Here is a 20785-nt window from a genome sequence, read left to right as displayed (position 1 = left end):
GGTGGAGACGCGCGCTTTGGACTGCCTGCGCACCGTAGGGCTCTTTCAAAATCTCCCGGAAGAGCGGCTCGAATGGATCGCGGAGCGCGCGCAAGAGGTCCGGCTCGCGGCGGGCGACGTCATCGCCCGTCAGGGCGACCCGCCCGACGGGTTCTACGTGATCCTGGAGGGCGAGACGGAGTGGACCCGCAAGGTAGGGCGGGAGGAAGCGTTCGTCGTGGCGCTAGGTCCGGGCGCGATCTTCGCGGAGCTCATAATGGTGCTCGACGCCCCCTACCCGACCACGGGCCGCGCCGTCACGGATGCCAGGCTCCTCAAGCTGGACAAGACGGAGTTCTGGGAGATGCTCAGGATCTGCCCCGAGGTCCTGCGCGGCATCCTCGCGACCTCGGTCGAGCGGGCCGAGCTGCACGAGTCCGTAAGCCAGCGGCACGGGAAGCTGATCTCGCTCGGCACCATGGCCGCGGGCCTCGCCCATGAACTGAACAACCCCGCCGCCGCCATCAGCCGTGCCGCCGCCGAAGCCAGGCAAACCTTCCGCTTTTCATCGGAGAAGGCCGCGAAGCTCGGCGCCCTGCCGCTCGACGCCGAACAACGGTCGCTCGTGGCCGACCTGCCGACTCGGGTATCGGAACTTCCCGCGCCGACCCTCGACTCCCTGGACCGGAGCGACCTCGAAGACGAGGTGGCGCTGTGGCTGGAGGACCGGGGGGTAGAGGGTGCCTGGGACGTCTCCCCCACCCTCGTCGGCGCGGGGCTGGACGTGGCGCGGCTGGACGGGTTGTCCGGACGGTTGCCCCAGGAGGCCTTGGGGGACGTGCTGGGATGGCTCGCTTCCGTGGTGTCCGGAGACGGATTGCTCCGCGAGATCGAGGAGAGCTCGTCCCGGATCTCCGAGCTGGTGCGGGCCATCAAGACCTACACCCACATGGACAAGGCCGCCTCAAAGGAGGTCGACGTCCACGCGGGCCTCGACAGCACCCTCGTCATGCTCGGCCACAAGCTCAAGAAGGGCGACGTAAAGGTCGTCCGCGAGTACGAGGCCGGGCTTCCCCCGGTGTGCGGGCACGCGGGGGAGCTGAACCAGGTCTGGACGAACCTCCTCGACAACGCCATCGGCGCGGTCGGGGGACACGGCAGGATCCTGGTACGGACGGCCAGGGAGAACGGCCGGGTGCTGGTGGAGGTCGGCGACGACGGGCCGGGCATACCGGAAGAGATACGGAGCAGGATGTTCGAGCCTTTCTTCACCACCAAGGACGTCGGCAAGGGAACGGGTCTCGGGCTGGACATCAGCCGCAGGGTGGTCGTCGATGACCACAGGGGAGACATTCGGGTCGAGTCGCGGCCGGGCGACACGCGTTTTCAGGTCAGGCTGCCCATCGCGCCCGACACCCGGGGGGCGTCGTGACGACGCTGGAGGAGCTGCGCCGGGTGCCGCTCTTCGACGGGCTCTCGGACGAGGAGCTCGGGCGTGTTTTGGAGCAGGGCGTGGAGAAAATCGTTCGGGCCGGCGAGGTGAACGGCCGCGAGGGCGAGCCCGTCGAGCACCTGTACGTGATCCTGGAGGGGGACCTCAGGATCACGAAAAAGACCGCCGACGGCGGGGAGACGGTCCTCAACGTCTACACGCCGGGGAGCTTCTTCGCCGAGGTGCCCTTGCTGGCGGGCTCGCCCTTCATGGCCTCGGGAAGGGCGCTAACGGACTGCCGGATGTTCCTGATCCCGAACGCCCTCTTCCGTCGGCTGCTAACGAAGAACGGCCCTTTCAGCCAGACGATCCTACATACCATGGCCGAGCGCGTCCAGCTCCTCCAGTCCGTCGCCGGCCAGCGCGAGAAGCTCGACTCCCTCGGCACCCTGGCGGCGGGCCTCGCCCACGAACTGAACAACCCCGCCTCCGCGACCCGCCGCTCCGCGGAGGGACTGCGCGAGAACTTCGCCAGGCTGCGCTCCCTGGGCTGGCGCCTGGCCCACGCCGCGGCCCGCGGCGGGTTGAACCCCTCCGCGCTGGAGGCGCTCGAAGCCGCGGTCGTCAGGCTTTCCGGCCCAAGGACCTCGACTCCCCTGGACGCCCTGGAGGTGAGCGAGAAGGAGGACGAGCTGGCCCTCTGGCTGGAGGATTCGGGGCTCCCCGACGCCTGGGAGCTCGCGCCGACCTTCGTCGACGCGGGGCTCGGCACCGGGGACCTCGACTCCGTCGCCGAAAGCGTGCCGCCCGCGGTACGCGCCGACGCGCTGCGGTATCTGGGGGCGGTTATCGGGGTTTCGGGCCTGCTCGACGAGGTCGAGGGGAGCGCGGGGCGGGTCTCCGAGATCGTGCGCACGATGGAGGGCTACTCGTACATGGACCGGGCGCCCCTGCAGGACGTGGACGTGAACCAAAGCCTCCTGGACACCCTCTCCGTGCTCGGCTACAAGCTCGGCGGCATCGAAGTCCGGCGAAACCTGGACCCCAACCTACCGCCGGTAGTGGCCTACGGCGGCGAGCTAAACCAGGTCTGGACCGCCCTCCTCGACAACGCCATCGACGCCGTCGAGGGTGGCAAAGGGCGCGTCGGGATCAGGACGACGTGCGAGGGGGACCGGGTGCTGGTTGAGATCTCCGACGACGGGCCGGGCATCCCGGAACCAATCAGGGGCCGAATCTTCGAGCCCTTCTTCACCACCAAGGACGTGGGCGCCGGCACGGGTCTCGGCCTCGACGTCGGCTACAGGATCGTGGTGGGTCGCCACGGCGGGGACATACACGTCGTCTCCGAGCCGGGCGCCACGCGCTTCGAGGTCCGGCTGCCGGTGAAAGGCCCGGCGGGCGGCGGCGAGGCGCTGGACGTCGAGTGGTCGCTGGAGGCCGGGCGATAGTGCGCGCCCCGAACGAGACGCGGGCCGACCAGGAGGAGCAGCGCCTGACCCACGCGCAGCTCGGGGTGCTCTCCGGCTACGGGAGGGAGCTGCAGCTGGAGGAGGGCGATTACCTTTTCGACGAGAAGGGTGTCGTCGACAGCTTCTACGTCGTGGTCGAGGGGGAGGTCGGGATCTCACGCCTCGACGGCGCGGAGGAGACCAGGCTCGTCACCCACGGACCGGGCGAGTTCACGGGCGGCCTCGCGGTCCTGACCGGCAAGAGGTCCATACACCGGGCGCGCGCCAACGCCCCGACCCGGGTCATCGAGATAGACGCCGGGACCTTCCGGCGATTGGCCGTCGAGAGGCCCGAGTTGGGCGACGCCTTCATCTCCGGCCTGGCGCAGCGCATGAGGGTCACGCAGCGGGCCTTCCGCCAGCAGGAGAAGCTCGCCGCGCTAGGCAAGCTCTCCGCGGGCCTCGCCCACGAGCTCAACAACCCGGCCGCCGCGGCCAGCCGGGCCTCCGAGGAGCTCGGCGACGCGATCCTCGCCGCCCAGCTCAGCGCCCTCGAACACGACGCGCGTTTCTCCGCCGAAGGCCGCGAGGGCCTCGCCGGCTTGCTGCGGGAGATCACGTCCCGCCCCGCCACCACGCGGGACCCGCTCTCTTCGAGCGACGCCGAGGACGCCCTCGCCTCCTGGCTAGAAGACCGCGGCGTCGAGGACTCCTGGGACCTGGCCCCGCCGCTGTCAGCGGCCGGCGTGGAGGAACGGGATCTAGAAGGCCTGTCCGCTTCTTCCGGGGGGGAGCTTACGGGGGCCGTCCGGTGGCTCGCGGGAACTCTGGAGCTCTCGGGGCTCACGCGGGAGCTCTCGGTGAGCGTCGGCCGCGTCTCGCGGCTCGTCGGCGCGATGAAAGAGTACACCTACATGGACCGGGCGACGCACTCGGAGGTGGACGTGGCGCGGGGCCTGGAGAACACCATCACCGTACTCGGCCACAAGCTAAGGGGCGTCTCCGTCGCGCGGGAGTACGAGGAGGGGCTGCCGAAGGTGCCAGGCCGCGGCGGGGAGTTGAACCAGGTCTGGACCAACCTGCTCGACAACGCCGCGGACGCCGTGGCGGGCGGGGGCGGCATCAGGGTGCGGGCTTTCAGGGACGGGGGCGCGGTCGTCGTGGAGGTGGAGGACGACGGGCCCGGGATACCGCCCGAGATAGAGGGCCGCGTCTTCGAGCCCTTCTTCACCACCAAAGAGGTCGGTTCGGGGGCCGGGCTCGGGCTCGACGTGGTTCGGCGGATCGTCGTCGGGCACGGGGGTGAGATCCACCTGGAGACCGGGCCGGGGCGGACGCGCTTCGCCGTGCGGTTGCCGCTGGAGATTCAAACGCAGAACGGAGGATGAGGAAATGGCGAGATCGAGGATATACGAGGAGATCTGCTCGGAGAGGCGGGACGTCAACACGCGGGTGCTGGAGCAGGTGGTCTCGCTCGCGGTCGAGATCGCGCGCGAGGGGCGTGAGGGGCGCAAGATCGGGACTCTCTTCGTCGTGGGCGACTCGGGCGAGGTGATGCGGCGCTCGAAGCCCATGATCCTGGACCCCCTGCAGGGCCACCCGGACGAGGACAAGTACATAGACGACCCGAACACGCGCGAGACGATAAAGGAGCTGGCCCAGCTCGACGGCGCCTTCGTCGTCTCGAACGCCGGCGTCGTCCTCTCGGCGGCCCGCTACATAGACGCGGCCTCCGACAGCCTGAACGTCCCCCTCGGGCTCGGCAGCCGCCACATGGCGGGCGCCTCCATCTCCCAGCAGACCGACGCCGTCGCGGTCGTCGTCTCCGAAAGCTCGATGGTCAGGATGTTCGACGACGGGGAGCTCGTCACGGAGATAGTCCCGGAGCTGTGGATGATCGAGGGCTACAGGAGCCGCGTCGAAGGCCAGACCCTCACCCGCCGGGACGACGAGGTGGCGGTGATCTCGCGTGCGGACTAGCCCGTTAGAAGTCCTCGCTTTCTGGTTTGGCACGCAGGGAGACCCGGGATACGGCGAGTTCAGGAGCGAGTGGTTCCGGAAGGACGAAACCTTCGACCGCGAGGTAACGGACCGCTTCGAAGACCTGTACGAGCAGGCCGCCGCCGGTAAGTTGGACCACTGGCGCGAGGAGGCGGAGGGCTGCCTGGCGCTCGTCATCGCGCTCGACCAGTTCCCACGCAACATGTTCCGCGGCGACGCGAGGACCCACGCGACGGACGCGAAGGCCCTCGACGCGGCGAAGGACGCCATCGGGCGCGCGCTGGACCGGGAGCTGCCGGCTCTTCAAAGAATGTTCCTCTACATGCCCTTCATGCACTCAGAAAGCGTCGAGGACCAGAGACGGTCGGTGGAGCTCTTCGAGGGGCTGGCGGGCGAGCCGGGTGGGCCGGACGTGGTCGAGTACGCGGTCGGGCACAGGGACATCGTGGAGAGGTTCGGGCGTTTTCCGCACAGGAACGCCTTACTGGGTCGGGAGACGACGCCGGAGGAGGCGGAGTTTCTGACGCGGCCGGGGTCTTCGTACTGAGGAGGAGACGCTTTTGTCTTACGCCGGCAGACCGCCATGCGATGAAGGAGTGATCAGGTCAAGCGACGGGGCTTCGCCGTGCGCGGCGTCCTCGGGGCCGTGGGTGTTGGCCGCGACCATCCTGGCCTCCGGGATGGGGTTCATGGACGGCACGATCACGAACGTCGCCCTGCCCCGGATACAGCAGGAGCTGAACGCGAGCGCCGTGGACGCGCTCTGGATCGTCGAGTCCTACGCCCTGATGCTCGCGGCCCTGATCCTGGTAGGCGGTTCTTTGGGCGACCACTACGGGCGGCGCAGGATCTTCCTGTTCGGCGTCGGCCTCTTTACGGTCGCCTCGCTGTGGTGCGGCCTGGCGCCGAACCCCGGGCAGCTCATAGCGGCGCGGGCCGTCCAGGGCGTCGGCGGGGCGCTCATGATCCCGGGCTCTCTGGCCATCATAAGCGCCTCGTTCTCCGAGGCCGACCGCGGCAGGGCCATCGGCACGTGGTCCGGCTTCTCGGGCGTTACGGCGGCCCTGGGTCCGATAGTCGGCGGCTTCCTCATAGACAACGTCTCCTGGCGGGCGGCGTTCCTGATAAACGTGCCGCTGGCGGCCCTGATCTTCTACCTCTCCTTGCGCCACGTCCCCGAGAGCCGCGACCCCGACGCCCGCCGGCTCGACCTGCCTGGCGCGGCGCTCGGCACCGTCGGCCTCGGCGGGCTGGTCTTCGGCCTGATCGAAGGCACCAGCCGCGGCTTCGCGAGCCCGCTGGTCTTTTTGCCCCTGCTGATAGGCGTCGGGTCGCTCGTCCTCTTCGTCTTCGTCGAGGGCCGCAGCCGCGAGCCCATGATGCCGCTCTCGCTGTTCCGCTCCCGCAACTTCTCGGGGGCGAACCTGCTGACGTTGCTCCTTTACATGGGCCTGGGCGGGGCTCTGTACTTCTTCCCGTTCGTCCTGATCCAGGTGCACGGCTACTCGGCGACGGCGGCGGGCAGCGCCTTTTTGCCCTTCATAGTGCTCACGTTCCTGATGTCGCGCTGGTCTGGCGGGCTGGTGACGTCCGTCGGCCCGAAGCTGCCCCTGACCGTCGGCCCCGTCATAACCGCCGTCGGCTTCTTCCTCTTCGCCCTGCCGGGCACGGGCGGGTCGTACTGGACCACGTTCTTCCCGGCGGTGGTCGTCATGGGGTTCGGGATGTCGCTGGTAATAGCCCCGCTGACCACGACGGCGCTCAATGCCGTCTCGGGCCGCCACTCTGGCCTGGCCTCCGGCGTGAACAACGCGGTCTCCAGGACCGCGAGCCTGCTCGCGGTCGCCCTGATGGGCGTCTTCGTCTTCGCCGCCTTCTCGTCCGCCCTGGACTCCCGCCTGGCGCAGGTGGACCTCTCCCCCTCCCAGCAGGCGGCGATGGAGCGGGAGAAGCCGGACCTCGGGGCCGCCGAGCCGCCGCCCGGCGTGGGAGGACAGCAGGCCGCAGAGATCGAGGGCGCCGTGGACGAGGCGTTCCTCTCCGGCTTCCGCCTCGCCATGTATGTGGCGGCCGGCCTCGCCCTCCTGAGCGCCCTCGCGGCGGCCCTCATCATCGAGGGCAAGGGCAGCCCGGCCCGGACGCAGGAGGCCGGGCAGTCCGACGCTGAGGCCGCCCCAGCGTGAGCGCCCCGGACCTCGAAGCCGTCCTGGCCTGGCACGAGGCCCTGAACGCCGGCGACGCGGAACGCCTCGCGGCCCTCTCGCACCCCGACGTCGAGCTCGGGGGACCGCGGGGCCCGGCGATGGGCCGGCAAGTGCTGAAGGACTGGGTGGGGCGGGCGAACATCCGCCTCGAGCCCCTTCGCTCGTTCCGTGGCGGGAGGACCGTGGTCGTGGAGGAAGAAGCGACGTGGCGGGACGCCGACACGGGAGAGAAGACCGGGGGGGCGACCGTCGCGACGGTCTTTAGGGTGCGAGACGGCCTCGTTGCGGCCGTGGTCCGGCACGACGATTTGGAAGACGCCCTGCGGGCCGCGGGGCTGGAAGAGTCCGACAGAGTCGGGCAGGGATGACCCCGGCGAGAGGAGAAACGTGCAGACCTGTACGCACCTGGACCAGATCAAAGACGTCGAGCCCAGCGCCGAAGGGTGTGAGGAGTGCCTCCAGACGGGCGACACCTGGGTCCACCTCAGGGAGTGCCTCTCCTGCGGACACGTGGGTTGTTGCGACTCGTCCAAAAACAGGCACGCCACGAAGCACTACCACGCCACGGAGCACCCGATCGTGCGATCCTTCCAGCCGGGCGAGGACTGGATCTGGTGTTACGTCGACGAGGTGGTCATGGAGCCCCGCCGCTGAACGGCCATAGCGGCCGGTGGAAACGTCGTTTAACCTGGGGAGGTTCGGTTTGCGCGCGGTGATAGTAAACGAGAGCGCGACGGCCCGCCTGGGCCTGGGAGAGGTGGAGGAGCCGGAGCCGACCCCCTCGGAGGCGCTGGTGCGGGTCTTTGCGGTCTCGCTGAACCGTGGGGAGGTGCGCCGCTCGCAGACGGCCGAGCCCGGCTTCCGTCCCGGCTGGGACCTCGCCGGGATCGTGGAGAGGGCCGCGGCGGACGGCACGGGCCCGCCCGAAGGCGCCCGCGTGGTCGGCCTGTTAGGGTCGGGCGCCTGGGCGGAGCGGGCGGTGGTTCCGACGGGCGCCCTCGCCGAGCTGCCGGACGGCGTCTCGTTCGGGCAGGCGGCGACGCTTCCGGTGGCGGGGCTCACGGCGCTCTACGCGCTGGAGAAGGGGGACGGGCTGCTGGGGCGCAACGTGCTAGTGACCGGCGCGTCGGGCGGGGTTGGGCTCTTCGCGCTCGGGCTGGCGTCGCTCGGCGGGGCCCGGCCGGTCGCGCTCGTCAGGCGCGAGGAGCACGCGGGGCTCGTCCGGGAGGCGGGGGCCGCGGAGGTGGCCGTCGGGGAGGGGGCCGCGGCGGCGGGGAGGTTCGGGCCGTTCGACCTGATCCTCGACTCTTTGGGCGGCGGGCCCCTGGGCGAGGCGATGGGCATGATCTCGCCCAGGGGCACCTGCGTGGCATTCGGCCCTTCAGCCGGCGCCGAGGCGACCTTCGACGTCTCGGCCTTCTATCTCTCCGGCGGCGCGAGCCTCTACGGCTTCATCCTCTTCCACGAGGTCCTCGCCAAACCCGCCTCCGACGGGCTGGCGCGGCTGACGAAGCTGGTTGCCGAAGGCCGGCTCGCGCCGCGCATCAGCGTCGAGGAGCCGTGGACGGAGGTGGGTCCCGTGGCGCGGCGGTTGCTCGACCGCGGGTATCCCGGCAAGGCCGTGTTGCGGGTGGAGGGCTAAGAGTTGGAGCACTTCGAGCTCGTTATCCTGTTGCTGCTGGTGGCGGTGGCGGGGCTCGCGCTCGCGGCGCGGGCGGCGCGCATCCCCTACCCGATCTTCCTCGTCATGGGGGGGCTCGGGCTCGGGTTCGTGCCCGGGGTGCCCGACATCGAGCTGCCGCCGGAGCTGGTGCTCCTGATCTTCCTTCCGCCGCTCCTCTACGCGGCGGCGTTCTTCTCCTCGTTGCGGGACCTGAGGGCCAACGTGCGCCCGATCTCGCTGCTCGCCATAGGCCTCGTGGTCGCGACGGCCCTGACGGTTGCGGCCGTGGGGCACTGGGTCATCGGGCTGCCGTGGAACGTGGCGTTCGTGCTCGGCGCGGTCGTCTCCCCCACCGACGTCGTGGCGCCGGCCACGATCCTGCGCCGCCTGGGCGTGCCGCGCCGGATCATCACGATCGTGGAGGGCGAGAACCTTACCAACGACTGGACCGCGCTCGTCTTCTACCGCTTCGCGGTTGCCGCCGTGGTCCAGGGCTCGTTCTCGCTGTGGCAGGCCGGCCTCGGGTTCCTGCTAACCGGACCGGGCGGGTTCCTGGTTGGCCTCGCGGTGGCGTGGGTCATAGCGCAGGTGCGCCGGCGGGTGGACGACGCGATGGTCGAGATCACGATCTCCCTCTTCACGGGCTACGCGGCGTACCTTTTGGCCGAGGAACTCGGCCTCTCCGGCGTGATAGCCGCCGTGACGGCGGGCGTCTACCTCGGGTGGCGGTCCTCGGAGCTCTACGCGCCGGCCACGCGCATCGAGGCCTACGGGGTCTGGGAGGTCTTGCAGTTCCTGCTGAACGCGGTCCTCTTCGTCCTCGTGGGCCTGCAGCTCCCGCAGGTTCTGGACGGCATCTCCGGTGAACCCACGGCAACCCTGGTCTTCTGGGGCGCGCTCGTCGGGGCGGTCGTTATCCTGACGCGGCTCTTGTGGGTCTTCGTCCTGACCTACCTGCCGCGCCTGGTCTCCCGGCGGCTGCTGGGGCGCGACCCGTATCCCGGCTGGCGCAACACGGCCATCGTCGCCTGGAGCGGTATGCGCGGGGCCGTCTCTCTGGCCGCCGCGCTCGCGATCCCGCTCACCGTTCAGGGCGGGGCCCCGTTCCCGCAGCGGGACCTCCTGATCTTCCTCACCTTCTGCGTGATACTCGCGACCCTCGTCCTGCAGGGCCTCTCCCTGCCGCCCCTGATCCGAACCCTCGGCGTGAGGGGCGACGGCCTGGACGAGAGGGAGGAGTTGAAGGCCCGCCTCCGCGTCGCCGAGGCCGCGGTCGCCCGCGTGGACGAGCTGGCCGAGGAGGAGTGGGTGCGCGAGGACACCGCCGAGCGGATGCGCGGCCTCTACGGCTACCGCCGGCGCCGCTTCGCCGCCCGCGCCGGCGCCGCCGAATCGGAGGACGAAGAGGACTACGAGGACCGCTCGACCGCCTTCCAGCGTTTCCAGCACGAGGTCCTCGCCGCCCAACGCACGGAGCTCTTGCGCCTGCGTAACGAGGGCTTCATAAACGACGAGGTCATGCGCCGCGTCGAACGCGACCTCGACCTCGAGGAGGCGAGGCTGGAGGTCTAGCCTTCAGCTTTCAGCTATCAGCCGTCGGCTTTTGGCTTTTTGGCCGGTGAGTCTCGGGGCTCACGCCCCGGTGCGGAGGTCGTCGAGGTTCCAGCGGGCGGTCCGGGCGCCGGCTTCGTAGGCGCTCTGCAGGAAGGCCAGGAGGGTTTTCCCGGGCGAATCGCTGCGGCGGACGGCCTCGTAGGGGAGGTTGGCGGTGCCGCCTTCCGGGAGCCAGTGGGCCGCGCCTGGCGCGAGGGGCTGGTCCGTCAGGCCGGGCGGTTCGGGGGCGGTGTAGGAGTAGAAGGCGGGCTCACGAACGTCCCCTCCGCCCGGCCAGAAGCCGAAGGAGATGACCTCGTGCGAATAGGCCTCGCGGGTCACGGGGTCGGCCCCTCGCGCCCGGGGCACGCCTGCCGGAGAAGCGGGCGAGGGCCAGGTCGAAGGAGTGCCAGAAGAGGTGAACGGGGCTCTGCTTGCCGTTGAACCGGCCGGCGAACTCCTCGAAGACGTTGGTGGTCCGGACGAGTATCTCCCAGTACCGTCGCGCGTACTCGCCGTCGCAGGTGCGGTGGACGAGGTTCCTGTCCAGGGGCTCGTCGTCGTCGAGGTCGAAGGGGCGGGTGTTTATGGAGGTCTCGACGCCGAGGGTGGCGAGGCCCCCGACGAGCTTGCGGTAGAACTCCGCGACGGGCAGGTCGTCGAGCGAGAACCCGAAAGATCCCCCCGTGCCCGTCCGGGCTTCGAGGCGGTTGTCTAAAAGGTTCAGGCAGACCTCGAAGTTCGTGCGGCCGTAGGGGATCGGGCCGGTACTCAGGCCACGGGGGTCAACGTAGAGGGTGACGTGCCACCAGTGGTTCTTGAACGGGGCGTTCGCCAGCCGGATCTTGCCCACCACCTGCGCGTAGCGGTGGAGCGTCTCCCTGGTCCCCTCCCACGCGTCCAGCGGCAGCGGCGGAAAGCGGTCCACAAACATCATACGCTTCTCCTATCGGCAGCCCTCTCCCCGGGACAATATAACCCGAAGCACGAGCGCGCGGTATAGAATGCGCCGGGAGATGGCCGATTTGGACGCCAGGGACGACGTTCGCGCGGGGTCGCGGGGGCCGGTCGAGGAACGCGCCGAGCAGCGGGTAACGCCGCTGGAGTTGTTCTTCGACCTCGTCTTCGTCTTCTCCCTGACGCAGGTGACGGGGCTCATGGCGGACGACCCGACGTGGGCCGGTCTCGCGCGCGGAATGGCGATTCTGGCGGCGCTGTGGTGGCCGTGGGTGGGGTACGCGTGGCTCACCAACGCCGTGCCGGTCGAGGAGCGGACGCCGGCCCGGCTGGTCGTGGTCGGGGCGATGGCGGCGGTGATGGTGGCGGCCCTGGCGGTGCCCGGGGCGTTCGGGAAGACGGGCGTCGTCTTCGGCCTGGCCCTGGTCGTGGTAACGGTGCTTCACTCGGCCCTGTACGTGCTCGCCACCAGGACCGACAACCCGGACGTGAGCGTGGCCATCTTCCGCCTCGCACCCGGCTTCGTGGCCGGCCCGCTCCTCCTGGTCGCGGCCGGCTTCGCGGACGGGGCGGCCCAGGCCGCGCTCTGGGCCGCGTCGCTGGCGACGAGCTACGGCGTTGCCCTGGTGCTCGGCGTCGAGGGCTTTAGCGTCAGTCCGGGGCACTTCGTCGAGCGGCACGGCCTGATCATGATCATAGCCCTCGGCGAGTCGATAGTGGCCGTCGGCGTCGGCGCCTCGGGTGGGGACCTCGGCCCGGGCGTGGTGCTCGCGGCCGTCCTTGCGGTGGTGGTGGCCGCCGGGCTGTGGTGGACGTACTTCGACCACGTCTCCCTCGCGGCCGAACGCCAACTGGAGAGGGCCAGGGGTCCGGAGCGGGCGACGCTCGCCCGCGATTCCTACAGCTACCTCCACCTGCCTATGGTCGCCGGCATCATCCTGATCGCGCTCGGGATAAAGAAGACGCTGGAGCACATCGGGGACCCGCTTGAGCCCGTCCCGGCCTTCGCCCTCTGCGGCGGGGTCGCCCTCTACCTGCTCGGCCACAACGCCTTCAGGTTGCGCGACCATGGCACCGTGAGCGCGGAACGTCTCGTCGCCGCGGCCGTGGCGCTAGTCCTCTTGCTGCCCGCCCTGTTCGTCCCGGCCCTGCTCTCGCTCGGGCTGCTCGCCGTCCTGCTGACGGCCCTCGCCGCCTACGAGACGCTCGGCCACAAAGAGCTCAGGGCCAGGCTGCGCAACCGGGGTTGAACCGCCACGGGTTCAGTGCGCCTCTATCCGAAACGAAGCGTCCCCGGCGTGCGCGCGCAGGGAGCCGGTCCCCCCGATGGGGAAGGTGAACGCGGGCGTGGTGTGGCCGAAGCTCGCGTCGGCGACGATGGGAATACCGCCCAGCTCCGGCTTCGCGCCCAGGATCTGGTCGAGCGTCTCGAAGTCCATGTTCGAGGCGCGCTGGAACCTGCCGAACAGAATCCCCCGCACGCCCTCGAAACCCGGCTGGTGGACGAGGGACTGGAGCGTGCGGTCGAAGTGCTCGGGCCTGATCTCCTCGTCGTCCTCCAGCAACAGGACAGTCCCCTCAAGCCCGGGCATGTACGGGGTGCCGAAGAGCAGGGCGAGCGTGCCGAGGTTGCCGCCGATAATGGTCCCCTCTGCCTCACCCTCGTTGACCACCCTGTAGCCCGGGTTCGGGACCATGTCCCTGTTCTCCTGGTCCGCGTACCAAAGGTCGTCGCTCCAGTGGTCGGCGGGCTCGACGCCGAAAGGCCCCTCCCGCATCAAGCACCGCTCGAAGTGGTCGATCGTGTACTCGATGCCGCGCTTCATCCCGAGGGTCGTGAAGTGGGGACCGGAGTACGTGACGAGGCCGGTCCTGGCGTAGATCGCGGTCGCAAGGGCGGTTATGTCCGAGAACCCGCAGAGAACCTTCGGGTTGTCTTTTATCAGGCCGTAGTCGAGATGCCGGAGCAACTGGTTGGAGTTGTAGCCGCCGAGCGTCGTCAGCATCCCTTTTACTTCGGGGTCCAAGAACGCCCCGTGCAGGTCCGAGACGCGGGCCCCGACGGGCGAGGAGTCGAACCTGTCGAGCATCTCGCTGTTCGGGGAGTAGGAGATCCCGAGCCCAAGCCCCCTCCACCGCTCTTCGGCAAGCTCCCGCTGTTCTGCGGCGATGAACCCGAGGCTGACCGACGGGGAGACGACCCTGACCTCGTTGCCGGCCTCTAACTTGGCGGGGATCACGGCATGACCTCCCGACTCTCCGGACGCTACTTCAGTACGCCGCGTTGAGTATCCGCAGGGCGTCCGGTTCTTTGTCGCCGAACCCGCCGGCGATGCCCGCGAGATCTCCCTCCGGCACGCCCGCGTCCCCGAGCCTGTCCGGCAAACCGAGGCCCCGCACCAGGGCGGCGACCCGCCCGGCGGGGTCGCCGCCGAGGGCTTCGGTGAGCATCCCCCAGCGTTCCGCCGGGGCGGTCTCCTCTGCCACTTCCAGGCTCGGGGCCAGGGTTATGCACGAGGTAACGCCGTGGGGAACTTCGTAGGTTGCCCCGATCCTGCGCCCCAACTCGTGGGAGAGCCCCATCGGCGTGTTGAGCGGCCCGAAGTACGCGAGCCACGCCGCGACCTGAAGCTCCGCCCGCGCCTGGAGGTCGTCGGGGTTCTCTTTGGACCCCGGCAGAAGCCTCATTAGGCGCCGGGCGCCTTCGAGGCCGGTAACGTCGGTGATGGGATGGTCCCCGCCGTAAAGAAAGCCCTCGACGGCGTGGTCGAGCGCCCGGATGCCGGTCGAGAGCCAGAGGCGTTCGGGGGTAAAGGCGGTGGCTTCGGGGTCCAGGATCACGACGGGCGGCACGGTCGCCGGGTCCGCGAACCCGGCCTTCTTCCCCGCCGCCTCGTCCGTGACCCCGACCCGGTGCGCCCACTCGGCCCCCGAGAGCGTCGTGGGCACCGCCACCTGCGCCGGGTACCCGAGCTGCCTGGAGACGGCCTTCGTCCCGTCGATAACGCTCCCGCCCCCGACGCTCACGAGCAGGTCCGCCCCGGCCGCCTCCGCCTCGCCGGCGGCAAGCTCCACCGCGCTCCCCGGCGTGTGCTCCCCCATGCCCACGTGCGTGCCCGCGTGCCTCCCCCCAAGCAAGGCCTCTACCCTCCGGACGAGGTCCGTCTTCTTGTCCAACGTTCGCCCGGTAACGACGAAAGCCCGACCGTAAGGCCGGGCCTCCTGTTCGAGCTTCCGCAGACTGCCGGCGCCGAAGTGGACGCGCTCCGTCGGCAGAAAGGTGTGCGTGCCCCCCATCATACGGGCAGTCTACACAGGGGGCCAACGCCGCGCACGCCGCCCCCCAACGAAACCTCGGCCTTCGGGGCCAAAAGCTGAAAGCTGAGGGCTGAAAGCTTACCTAAACCCTGCTACCGGCCAGAAGCGCGGCCTTCTCGGCCACGCGGCGCCCGAGGTACCTGGCGGCGGCGAGCTCCTGCTCGTCTGGCTCGTTGGTGCTGCTGGCGCCGTAGGGGTTGCCGCCGGCCTCGAAGAGCACGGGGTCGGTGTAGCCCGGCGTGACGAGGATGGCGCCCCAGTGGGCGAAGACGTTGTACAGGGAGAGGAGCGTGGACTCCTGGCCGCCGTGGGCGTTCGAGGCGCTCGTGAAGCCGCTGACGACCTTGTCCGCGAGCTTGCCCTCGAACCACAGCCCACCCGTCGTGTCGATAAACTGCTTGAGCTGCGCGGAGACGTTGCCGAAACGGGTCGGCGTCCCGAAGATGTAGGCGTCGGCCCACTCCAGGTCCGAAAGCTCGGCCTCCGGCACGTCCTCCGTCATGAGCGCGTGGTCGGACCAGCCCTGGTTGCTCTTGATGGCCTCCTCCGGCGCGAGCTCGTGAACCTTGCGGAACCTCACCTCGGCCCCTGCCTCCTTGGCGCCCTCCTCCACGGCCTGCGCCAGCTTGTAGACGTTGCCCGTCGCGCTGTAGTAGATCACCGCTACCTTGACTGCCACTCTTGCTCCTTTGGTCATAAGCGGACCCGCGTCCACTTTAAAGCCGGAGGGTATCGCGGTAGACTGCCGGTGTCAAGCTTGCGGGGTGTGTTCGATGGAGTACGTAGGTGGGAAAACCGGCAGGACGGGGTGGGAAGTCGACCACCGGGGGCGGCCGGCTGCCGGCGGTCGCGAGCGGAGCGACGCGGCACGCAACCGGCGGGCTATTCTGGCTGCCGCGCGGAGGCTGTTCGAGGCGCGGGGGGTAACGTGCGTGACGATGGAGGAGATCTCGCAGGAGGCCGGCGTCGGCAAGGGGACGCTCTACCGCCGCTTCCCGAACAAGGGCCTTCTGTGCGAGGCGTTGCTCGACGAGCCGACCCGGGAGTTCCAGCGGGAGACCATGGAGATCGTCGGGGAGCCGGGCGTCGGTTCTCTGGAGAAGCTGGATCGCTTTCTCGACCGCCTCGTCCTGTTCACCGAGGAGAACCTGGACCTGCTCTACGGCGGCGAGGAGCCGCTCTGGGGGGCGACCCGCCTGGCGCGGTTTCGCTCCCCGGCCTACGACTGGCGGCGCTGGACCGTCCTGGGGCTATTGCGGGGGGCCGGGCGGGAGGGCGGGATCCGGGCCGACCTCGACCTGGAGTACCTGGCCACGGCGCTCCTGGCCCCGCTGGAGGTCGACCTTTACTACCACCAGCGCCGCGTCGAGGGCCTCTCCCCCGCCCGCGTGAGCGCCGGGTTGAGATCCCTCATCCCGCAAAGCCATTCAAGGTAAATACGCAAAGGCAAAGGAGACAGACTTGGAACTCGGAGGATTGCACCACCTGACGGCGGTAACCACCGACGCGAAGGCGAACGTGGATTTCTATACCGGGGTGCTCGGAATGAGGCTCGTCAAAAAGACCGTCAACCAGGACGACGTCTCGGCGTACCACCTCTTCTACGGCGACGAGGCCGGCAACCCCGGGACCGAGGTGACCTTCTTCGACTGGCCGCAGCTAAGGATCGCCGCGAACCACCCCGGCGCCGGCGAGGTCTCGACGACCGAGCTGCGCGTCCCGGACGCCGCGGCCCTCGACTGGTGGGCCGGCCGTCTGGAGGACGCCGGCGTCGCCCACGGCGGCGTCCAGAGCGGCGCCGACCGTGCCCGGCTGGACTTCAAGGACCCCGAGGGCCAGCGCCTGCGGCTCTCCGAGGACAGGGGCGAGGGGACGCGCGGCGGGGTGCCGTGGGACGCCAGCGAAGTCCCGGAGGAGTACGGCATCCGGGGCCTCGCCTCCGTCGACCTGACGGTGCGCGACCTGGAACCGACGGCCTGGACCCTGACGGAGGCGATGGGTTTCACCAAGACCGGCGAGCGGGCCGAGGACGGCGGCAGGGTCGCCACCTTCGAGGTCGGGCCCGGCGGGCCGGGGGCGACCGTGCGGGTGTTGGAGAGGCCGGGCGCCGCGGCGGCGCACCTCGGTAGGGGGGGCGTGCACCACGTGGCATTCAGGACGCCCAACGACGAAGAGCACGCGCTTTGGCGGGAGAAGATCCGGGCGATGGGCCTCGGCGTTACCCCGCAGATAGACCGCTTCTACTTCCGGTCCATCTACTTCCGCGAGCCCGGCGGCATCCTCTTCGAGATCGCCACCGACGGCCCAGGCTTCGCGACGGACGAGGACGCCGCCCACCTCGGCGAGAAACTCTCCCTGCCGCCGTTCCTGGAGGGCCGCCGAGAGGAGATAGAAGCACGCCTGACGCCGGTGTAGAAGAGCCTTCAGCTATCAGCGGTCAGCTATCGTTTGACCGAAGGCCGGCCGCTGAAGACGGTGTCAGACGCCGGACTGTTTTTGCGCGGATCGTTACAGAGCGACTAGCCCAGAGACGGGGCATCGAACGCTTCTAACCTCACCGGCAACCGGCTCCCGGCCACAAAAACTCAAAAGCTGAAAGCTGAAGGCCGATAGCTGACAGCTTTTAAGCCGCGGCTTTCGCGGGGACACTTCGATAAAGCAAACGGTATGGAGACAGAGAGGAGAGCGGCATGGGTAATCTCGCGGCGTTGATCCTGCGCGTGGCCCTTGGAGGGTTGATGGCCGGCCACGGAGCGCAGAAGCTCTTCGGGTCGTTCGGCGGCCCCGGGATGGAAGGGACCAGCGGGTTTATGGAGATGCTGGGCCTGAAGCCGGGTAGGCCGTGGGCCGTGATGGCGGGGCTTTCCGAGTTCGGGGGCGGCGTGCTCACGCTGCTCGGGTTTCTCAACCCGCTCGGTCCCGTGGGAGTAATTGGTTCGATGGCGATGGCGACCACCAAGGCGCACTGGGGAAGCCGATCTGGGTGACCGAGGGCGGCGCGGAGCTGCCCGTCACGAACATCGCGGCGGCCACCGCGCTCATCGTGGGCGGCCCCGGCAAGTACTCGCTCGACCGGGCCCTCGGCCTGCGCCTTCCCGGCTGGCTCGCCCCGCTCGGCCTCGTCGCCGTGATCGTTACGGTACTCTACGCCGGCGTCAACGCCCCCGAACCGCCGGAGCAGGATGAGGCCCGCGAAGGGGCCGCCGGCAACGACGAGGCGTAAACGCCCGTCAACCCCGCCCGGAGACCGGCCACGCCCCTAGAAGTTCGGCATTTCGACATCCGGGATCTCCACGTCCGGCACGTCGGCCCCTCCGTCGTCGGCCGGCGCGGAAGCCTCGGGTTCGGGGGCGTGCGTCTCTTCGGCAGCCGGGGCGGAGGCGGCGGGCGTCTGCTCCGCGGCCTCTTCCGACGGAGTCGGGCCGACGGCGCCCGGCGCCGGGGCGAAAGAGTCGGCCGGGGCCGAGGCGGATGAGGCCGATGCGCTGGCCGGCGCCGAAGCGGAGGCGCTTGCGGCGTCTACCTCGTCCGGGGCCTCGACCGGCGCGGCTTCGGCTGGTGGGGCCTTGGCGGGGGCCTGCTCTTCCACCTGGGTGGCCTGCTTCTCCGGCTGGTTCGCCTCTATGCGCTCTTTTTCGGGCGCTTCGGGCACGCCGGGATGGGTTCGGAGCGTCGGGCTCGCCGCCCGGTCCAGGCCCCCCACATCGCCGGCTACGGTGTCCTCCACGAACGCCACGGGTTTTTGCATCGAGACTAGCGGCGAAAACGCGAGCGCCAGGACGCAGGCGAGCGCGAAGGCCATTACCGGCACGACCTTGCGGCGGCGGCGCGGCGGGGCGGGCGTCCGGTGTAGCGCCCGTGTGCCCGTTCCTTCCGAGGACGATGCCAGCCGCATCGCCGCCGCGGACGAGAGCTCCTCGCCCCTTAGAAAGGCCTCGAGGTCGTCGGCGAGGGCGGCGGCGCTCGCGTAGCGGTCGGCCGGCTGCTTGCGCATCAGGGTGAGGGTAACGATCTCCAGGGGCCGCGGCACCCGGTGGTTGGAGGTCCTCGGGGAGGGCGCCGGCTCGGTGCAGTGCTTCATGGCTATCGCGAGCGGGTTGACGTGCTCGCCGGTCCCGAAGGGCGTGCGGCCCGTCAGCGCCTCGTAGAGGACGACGCCCAGGGAGTAGAGGTCGCTCGCCGGGCCGACCGTCTCCCCCCTCGCCTGCTCGGGCGAGAGGTAGGGGGCGGTGCCAAGGATCATGCTCGTGTGGGTCATGGCGGTCGCCTCCGTGGCGCGCGCGATCCCGAAGTCGGCCACCTTGGCCCCGCCACCCTTCGCAAGAAGCACGTTCTCGGGCTTGACGTCGCGGTGGACGATGCCGGCGGCGTGGGCCGCCCCGAGGGCGTCAGCGACCTGGAGGGCCACCTTCGCCGCCTCCCGGGGCGGGAGCGGCCCTTCCTGCCGGATCCTGTCTTTCAGGGTCCCGCCGTCCATGAGCTCCATCGCCATGTAAGGGGAGCCGTCGTCGCCCCGGCCGGAATCGAAGACCCGCACCACGTTCGGGTGGTCGAGCGAGGCGACGCTCTTCACCTCGCGCTCGAAACGCTCCACGAACTCGGGCGACCCCGCGTGGTGCCGCCCGAGGACCTTTATGGCCACCTCGCGGTCGAGCCGCGCGTCGTGGGCTCGGTACACGGAACCCATGCCTCCCGAGCCCAAAAGCCCGCCGAGTTCGTACCGATCACCGATAGAAAAATCGTGCTGCACGCCTTCATTCTACCCCGCGGACCGTATCGGGTAACACGGAGCGGTTCGGCCCCGTACCGCTCCGTCCCTTTACAACCGGCACGGCAACGTCTATACCGTTCCCCGTGTCCGAGACGGAGAAAACCAGCGGGCGCCGGGACAGGGTGCGCGAACGGCTGCAAAACCGGCCGCGGCTGCGCCCGACGGTCTACGGCTACCTCACGGAAGAGAAAGAATCGCTGCGGCAGGGGTTCGCGGCGCTCTTTCTCTCGTCGGTCGGGGAGCTCGTGGCCGGCATCGTGCTCGCCGGCATCTCGGGGACGCTCGACGAGTTGGTCGGGCTGGCGGTCCTGATCCCGGCCGCCATCGGGATGCGGGGCGCCATCTTCGGGGCGATGGGCAGCCGGCTCTCGACCTCCATCCAGACGGGCCTCTTCGAGCTGAGCCTGAGAAGGGGCGTGCTCGCCGAGAACGCGCAGGCCGCGGCCGTGCTCTCGCTCGTCTCGGGGGTCTTCCTCGCTTTCCTGGCCAGGTTCTTGTGCGGGGTGCTCGGGGTTCCGACGGAGCTAACGGTCTTCGACTACGTGGTGATCTCGACGGTCGGCGGCATCCTCGCGGGCCTCCTGCTGCTCGGCATCACCGTCTTCGTGGCCCGCCTCTCCGTCTCCCGCGGCTGGGATATGGACAACATAGCGGCCCCCATGCTGACCGCCGCGGGCGACATTTTGACCCTACCCGCCCTCGTTCTGACCACGTATTTGATCGGCATCCCCATCTTCTCGAACGTGCTCGCGGTGGCCCTGATCCTGATAGCCACTACGGCCGTCGGCCTCGGTCTTCGGCTCGGCGCCGCGAACCTCAAGCGCATCCTCGCCGAGAGCCTCCCCATCCTGGCCCTCACCGGCACGGTGATGACCCTGGTAGGCCTGGCGCTCGAGGACCGCAAGGAAGTCTTCGTGACCCTGCCGGCCCTCTTTATCCTGCTGCCGGCTTTCTTGCAGGAGGGCGGCGCCCTGGGCGGCATCCTCTCCAGCCGGCTCTCGTCCAAGGTCCACCTGGGTTTGCTGGCGCCGCGGGGCATTCCGGAGCCGCGGGCCTTCAGGGACTTCACGCTCACGTACATCTTCGCCGTCGGCGTCTACCTGTTCATAGGCGGGGCGTCGCACTGGATCGCGGTCGCCCTCGGCCAACTCAGCCCCGAGGTCCTGGCGTCGCTGGGCCTCGGCACCGGACAACTAAGCCCCGGCTTCCTCGTCATGCTCGGGGTCAGCGCGCTCGCGGGCCTCATGGCGACGACGGCGGCCGTGCTCGCGGCGTACTACGGCTCGACGGTCAGCTACCGGTTCGGCCTGGACCCCGATACGTACGGCATCCCGATCATCACGGCCGCGGTGGACTTGCTCGGTTTCATGAGCCTTATAATTGCGTTGAACATCTTCGATCTTACGGGGTAGGGAC

Annotated in this window: 20 protein-coding genes and 1 pseudogene; 16 read left to right on the top strand and 5 right to left on the bottom strand. The window is 69.6% G+C overall.

The window, feature by feature from the left end; genetic code table 11:
- The first annotated feature begins 1 nt into the window (after window position 1).
- The 10 genes from GBA63_RS07930 to GBA63_RS07885 are packed head-to-tail and all read left to right on the top strand — an operon-like array spanning window position 2 to window position 10302.
- Entirely contained in the window at window positions 2–1411 is a 1410-nt protein-coding gene (locus GBA63_RS07930) for a sensor histidine kinase (RefSeq protein ID WP_207957139.1), read from the top strand.
- Window positions 1408–2862 (top strand): ATP-binding protein, encoded by a 1455-nt coding sequence (locus tag GBA63_RS07925; protein WP_166175018.1) that lies wholly within the window; start codon window positions 1408–1410, stop codon window positions 2860–2862. The genes GBA63_RS07930 and GBA63_RS07925 overlap by 4 nt, the downstream gene beginning before the upstream one ends.
- On the top strand, window positions 2838–4250 hold the full coding sequence (locus GBA63_RS07920; RefSeq protein ID WP_166175017.1) for a sensor histidine kinase: 1413 nt from the start codon (window positions 2838–2840) through the stop codon (window positions 4248–4250). Before GBA63_RS07925 ends, GBA63_RS07920 begins: the two co-directional genes overlap by 25 nt.
- A 4-nt stretch (window positions 4251–4254) precedes the next feature.
- Window positions 4255–4842, top strand: a complete 588-nt coding sequence (locus GBA63_RS07915) for a DNA integrity scanning protein DisA nucleotide-binding domain protein (RefSeq protein WP_166175016.1) — start codon at window positions 4255–4257, stop codon at window positions 4840–4842.
- Window positions 4832–5410 carry a DUF924 family protein gene (locus tag GBA63_RS07910; RefSeq protein ID WP_166175015.1) on the top strand — a complete coding sequence of 193 codons (579 nt, stop codon included), beginning with the start codon at window positions 4832–4834 and terminating at the stop codon, window positions 5408–5410. Before GBA63_RS07915 ends, GBA63_RS07910 begins: the two co-directional genes overlap by 11 nt.
- Window positions 5411–5459: 49 nt before the next feature.
- A complete protein-coding gene (locus tag GBA63_RS07905; RefSeq protein ID WP_207957138.1) occupies window positions 5460–7046 on the top strand; it encodes an MFS transporter in 1587 nt (528 codons plus the stop codon).
- Window positions 7043–7435: a nuclear transport factor 2 family protein gene (locus GBA63_RS07900; RefSeq protein ID WP_166175013.1), complete on the top strand. Its 393-nt coding sequence runs from the start codon at window positions 7043–7045 to the stop codon at window positions 7433–7435. The genes GBA63_RS07905 and GBA63_RS07900 overlap by 4 nt, the downstream gene beginning before the upstream one ends.
- A 19-nt stretch (window positions 7436–7454) precedes the next feature.
- Window positions 7455–7721, top strand: a complete 267-nt coding sequence (locus tag GBA63_RS07895) for a ubiquitin carboxyl-terminal hydrolase 14 (RefSeq protein ID WP_166175012.1) — start codon at window positions 7455–7457, stop codon at window positions 7719–7721.
- 58 nt (window positions 7722–7779) lie between these two features.
- A complete protein-coding gene (locus GBA63_RS07890) occupies window positions 7780–8709 on the top strand; it encodes a zinc-binding dehydrogenase (protein ID WP_228282497.1) in 930 nt (309 codons plus the stop codon).
- A 3-nt stretch (window positions 8710–8712) separates the two neighbouring features.
- Window positions 8713–10302, top strand: a complete 1590-nt coding sequence (locus GBA63_RS07885) for a Na+/H+ antiporter (protein ID WP_166175008.1) — start codon at window positions 8713–8715, stop codon at window positions 10300–10302.
- Between the two features lie 60 nt (window positions 10303–10362).
- Here the strand turns inward: GBA63_RS07885 and GBA63_RS07880 are convergent.
- Window positions 10363–11257 (bottom strand): annotated as a pseudogene (locus tag GBA63_RS07880) (DUF5996 family protein).
- Between the two features lie 82 nt (window positions 11258–11339).
- On the opposite strand from GBA63_RS07880, the gene GBA63_RS07875 reads away from it, so the two are divergent.
- Entirely contained in the window at window positions 11340–12530 is a 1191-nt protein-coding gene (locus tag GBA63_RS07875; protein ID WP_166175006.1) for a low temperature requirement protein A, read from the top strand.
- A gap of 12 nt (window positions 12531–12542) precedes the next feature.
- Here GBA63_RS07875 and GBA63_RS07870 read toward each other — a convergent pair whose 3' ends face one another.
- The 3 genes from GBA63_RS07870 to wrbA all read right to left on the bottom strand — a co-directional run bounded on the left by GBA63_RS07870 (window position 12543) and on the right by wrbA (window position 15277).
- Window positions 12543–13520 (bottom strand): S66 family peptidase, encoded by a 978-nt coding sequence (locus tag GBA63_RS07870; protein WP_166175004.1) that lies wholly within the window; start codon window positions 13518–13520, stop codon window positions 12543–12545.
- Between the two features lie 31 nt (window positions 13521–13551).
- Window positions 13552–14580: an iron-containing alcohol dehydrogenase gene (locus tag GBA63_RS07865; protein WP_166175002.1), complete on the bottom strand. Its 1029-nt coding sequence runs from the start codon at window positions 14578–14580 to the stop codon at window positions 13552–13554.
- A gap of 100 nt (window positions 14581–14680) precedes the next feature.
- Entirely contained in the window at window positions 14681–15277 is a 597-nt protein-coding gene (gene wrbA, locus GBA63_RS07860) for an NAD(P)H:quinone oxidoreductase (RefSeq protein WP_166175000.1), read from the bottom strand.
- Between the two features lie 94 nt (window positions 15278–15371).
- On the opposite strand from wrbA, the gene GBA63_RS07855 reads away from it, so the two are divergent.
- The 4 genes from GBA63_RS07855 (at window position 15372) to GBA63_RS23145 (ending at window position 17821) form a co-directional block, all read left to right on the top strand.
- Window positions 15372–16034: a TetR/AcrR family transcriptional regulator gene (locus GBA63_RS07855; RefSeq protein WP_166174998.1), complete on the top strand. Its 663-nt coding sequence runs from the start codon at window positions 15372–15374 to the stop codon at window positions 16032–16034.
- 25 nt (window positions 16035–16059) lie between these two features.
- Window positions 16060–17013 carry a ring-cleaving dioxygenase gene (locus GBA63_RS07850; RefSeq protein WP_166174996.1) on the top strand — a complete coding sequence of 318 codons (954 nt, stop codon included), beginning with the start codon at window positions 16060–16062 and terminating at the stop codon, window positions 17011–17013.
- A 275-nt stretch (window positions 17014–17288) separates the two neighbouring features.
- Window positions 17289–17585 (top strand): DoxX family protein, encoded by a 297-nt coding sequence (locus GBA63_RS23150; RefSeq protein ID WP_207957134.1) that lies wholly within the window; start codon window positions 17289–17291, stop codon window positions 17583–17585.
- Entirely contained in the window at window positions 17582–17821 is a 240-nt protein-coding gene (locus GBA63_RS23145; protein ID WP_207957133.1) for a hypothetical protein, read from the top strand. Before GBA63_RS23150 ends, GBA63_RS23145 begins: the two co-directional genes overlap by 4 nt.
- A gap of 36 nt (window positions 17822–17857) precedes the next feature.
- Here the strand turns inward: GBA63_RS23145 and GBA63_RS07840 are convergent, their stop codons facing one another.
- The gene (locus tag GBA63_RS07840) at window positions 17858–19348 is read right to left on the bottom strand and encodes a protein kinase domain-containing protein (protein WP_166174994.1); all 1491 of its coding nucleotides are present in this window, start codon (window positions 19346–19348) and stop codon (window positions 17858–17860) included.
- 104 nt (window positions 19349–19452) lie between these two features.
- Between GBA63_RS07840 and GBA63_RS07835 the strand changes: the two genes are divergently transcribed.
- Window positions 19453–20781: a magnesium transporter gene (locus GBA63_RS07835; RefSeq protein ID WP_166174992.1), complete on the top strand. Its 1329-nt coding sequence runs from the start codon at window positions 19453–19455 to the stop codon at window positions 20779–20781.
- Window positions 20782–20785: the final 4 nt, after the last annotated feature.

The organism is Rubrobacter tropicus, assembly GCF_011492945.1.
GTDB lineage: Bacteria > Actinomycetota > Rubrobacteria > Rubrobacterales > Rubrobacteraceae > Rubrobacter_D > Rubrobacter_D tropicus.
This window is presented reverse-complemented; position numbering and strand designations above follow the sequence as displayed.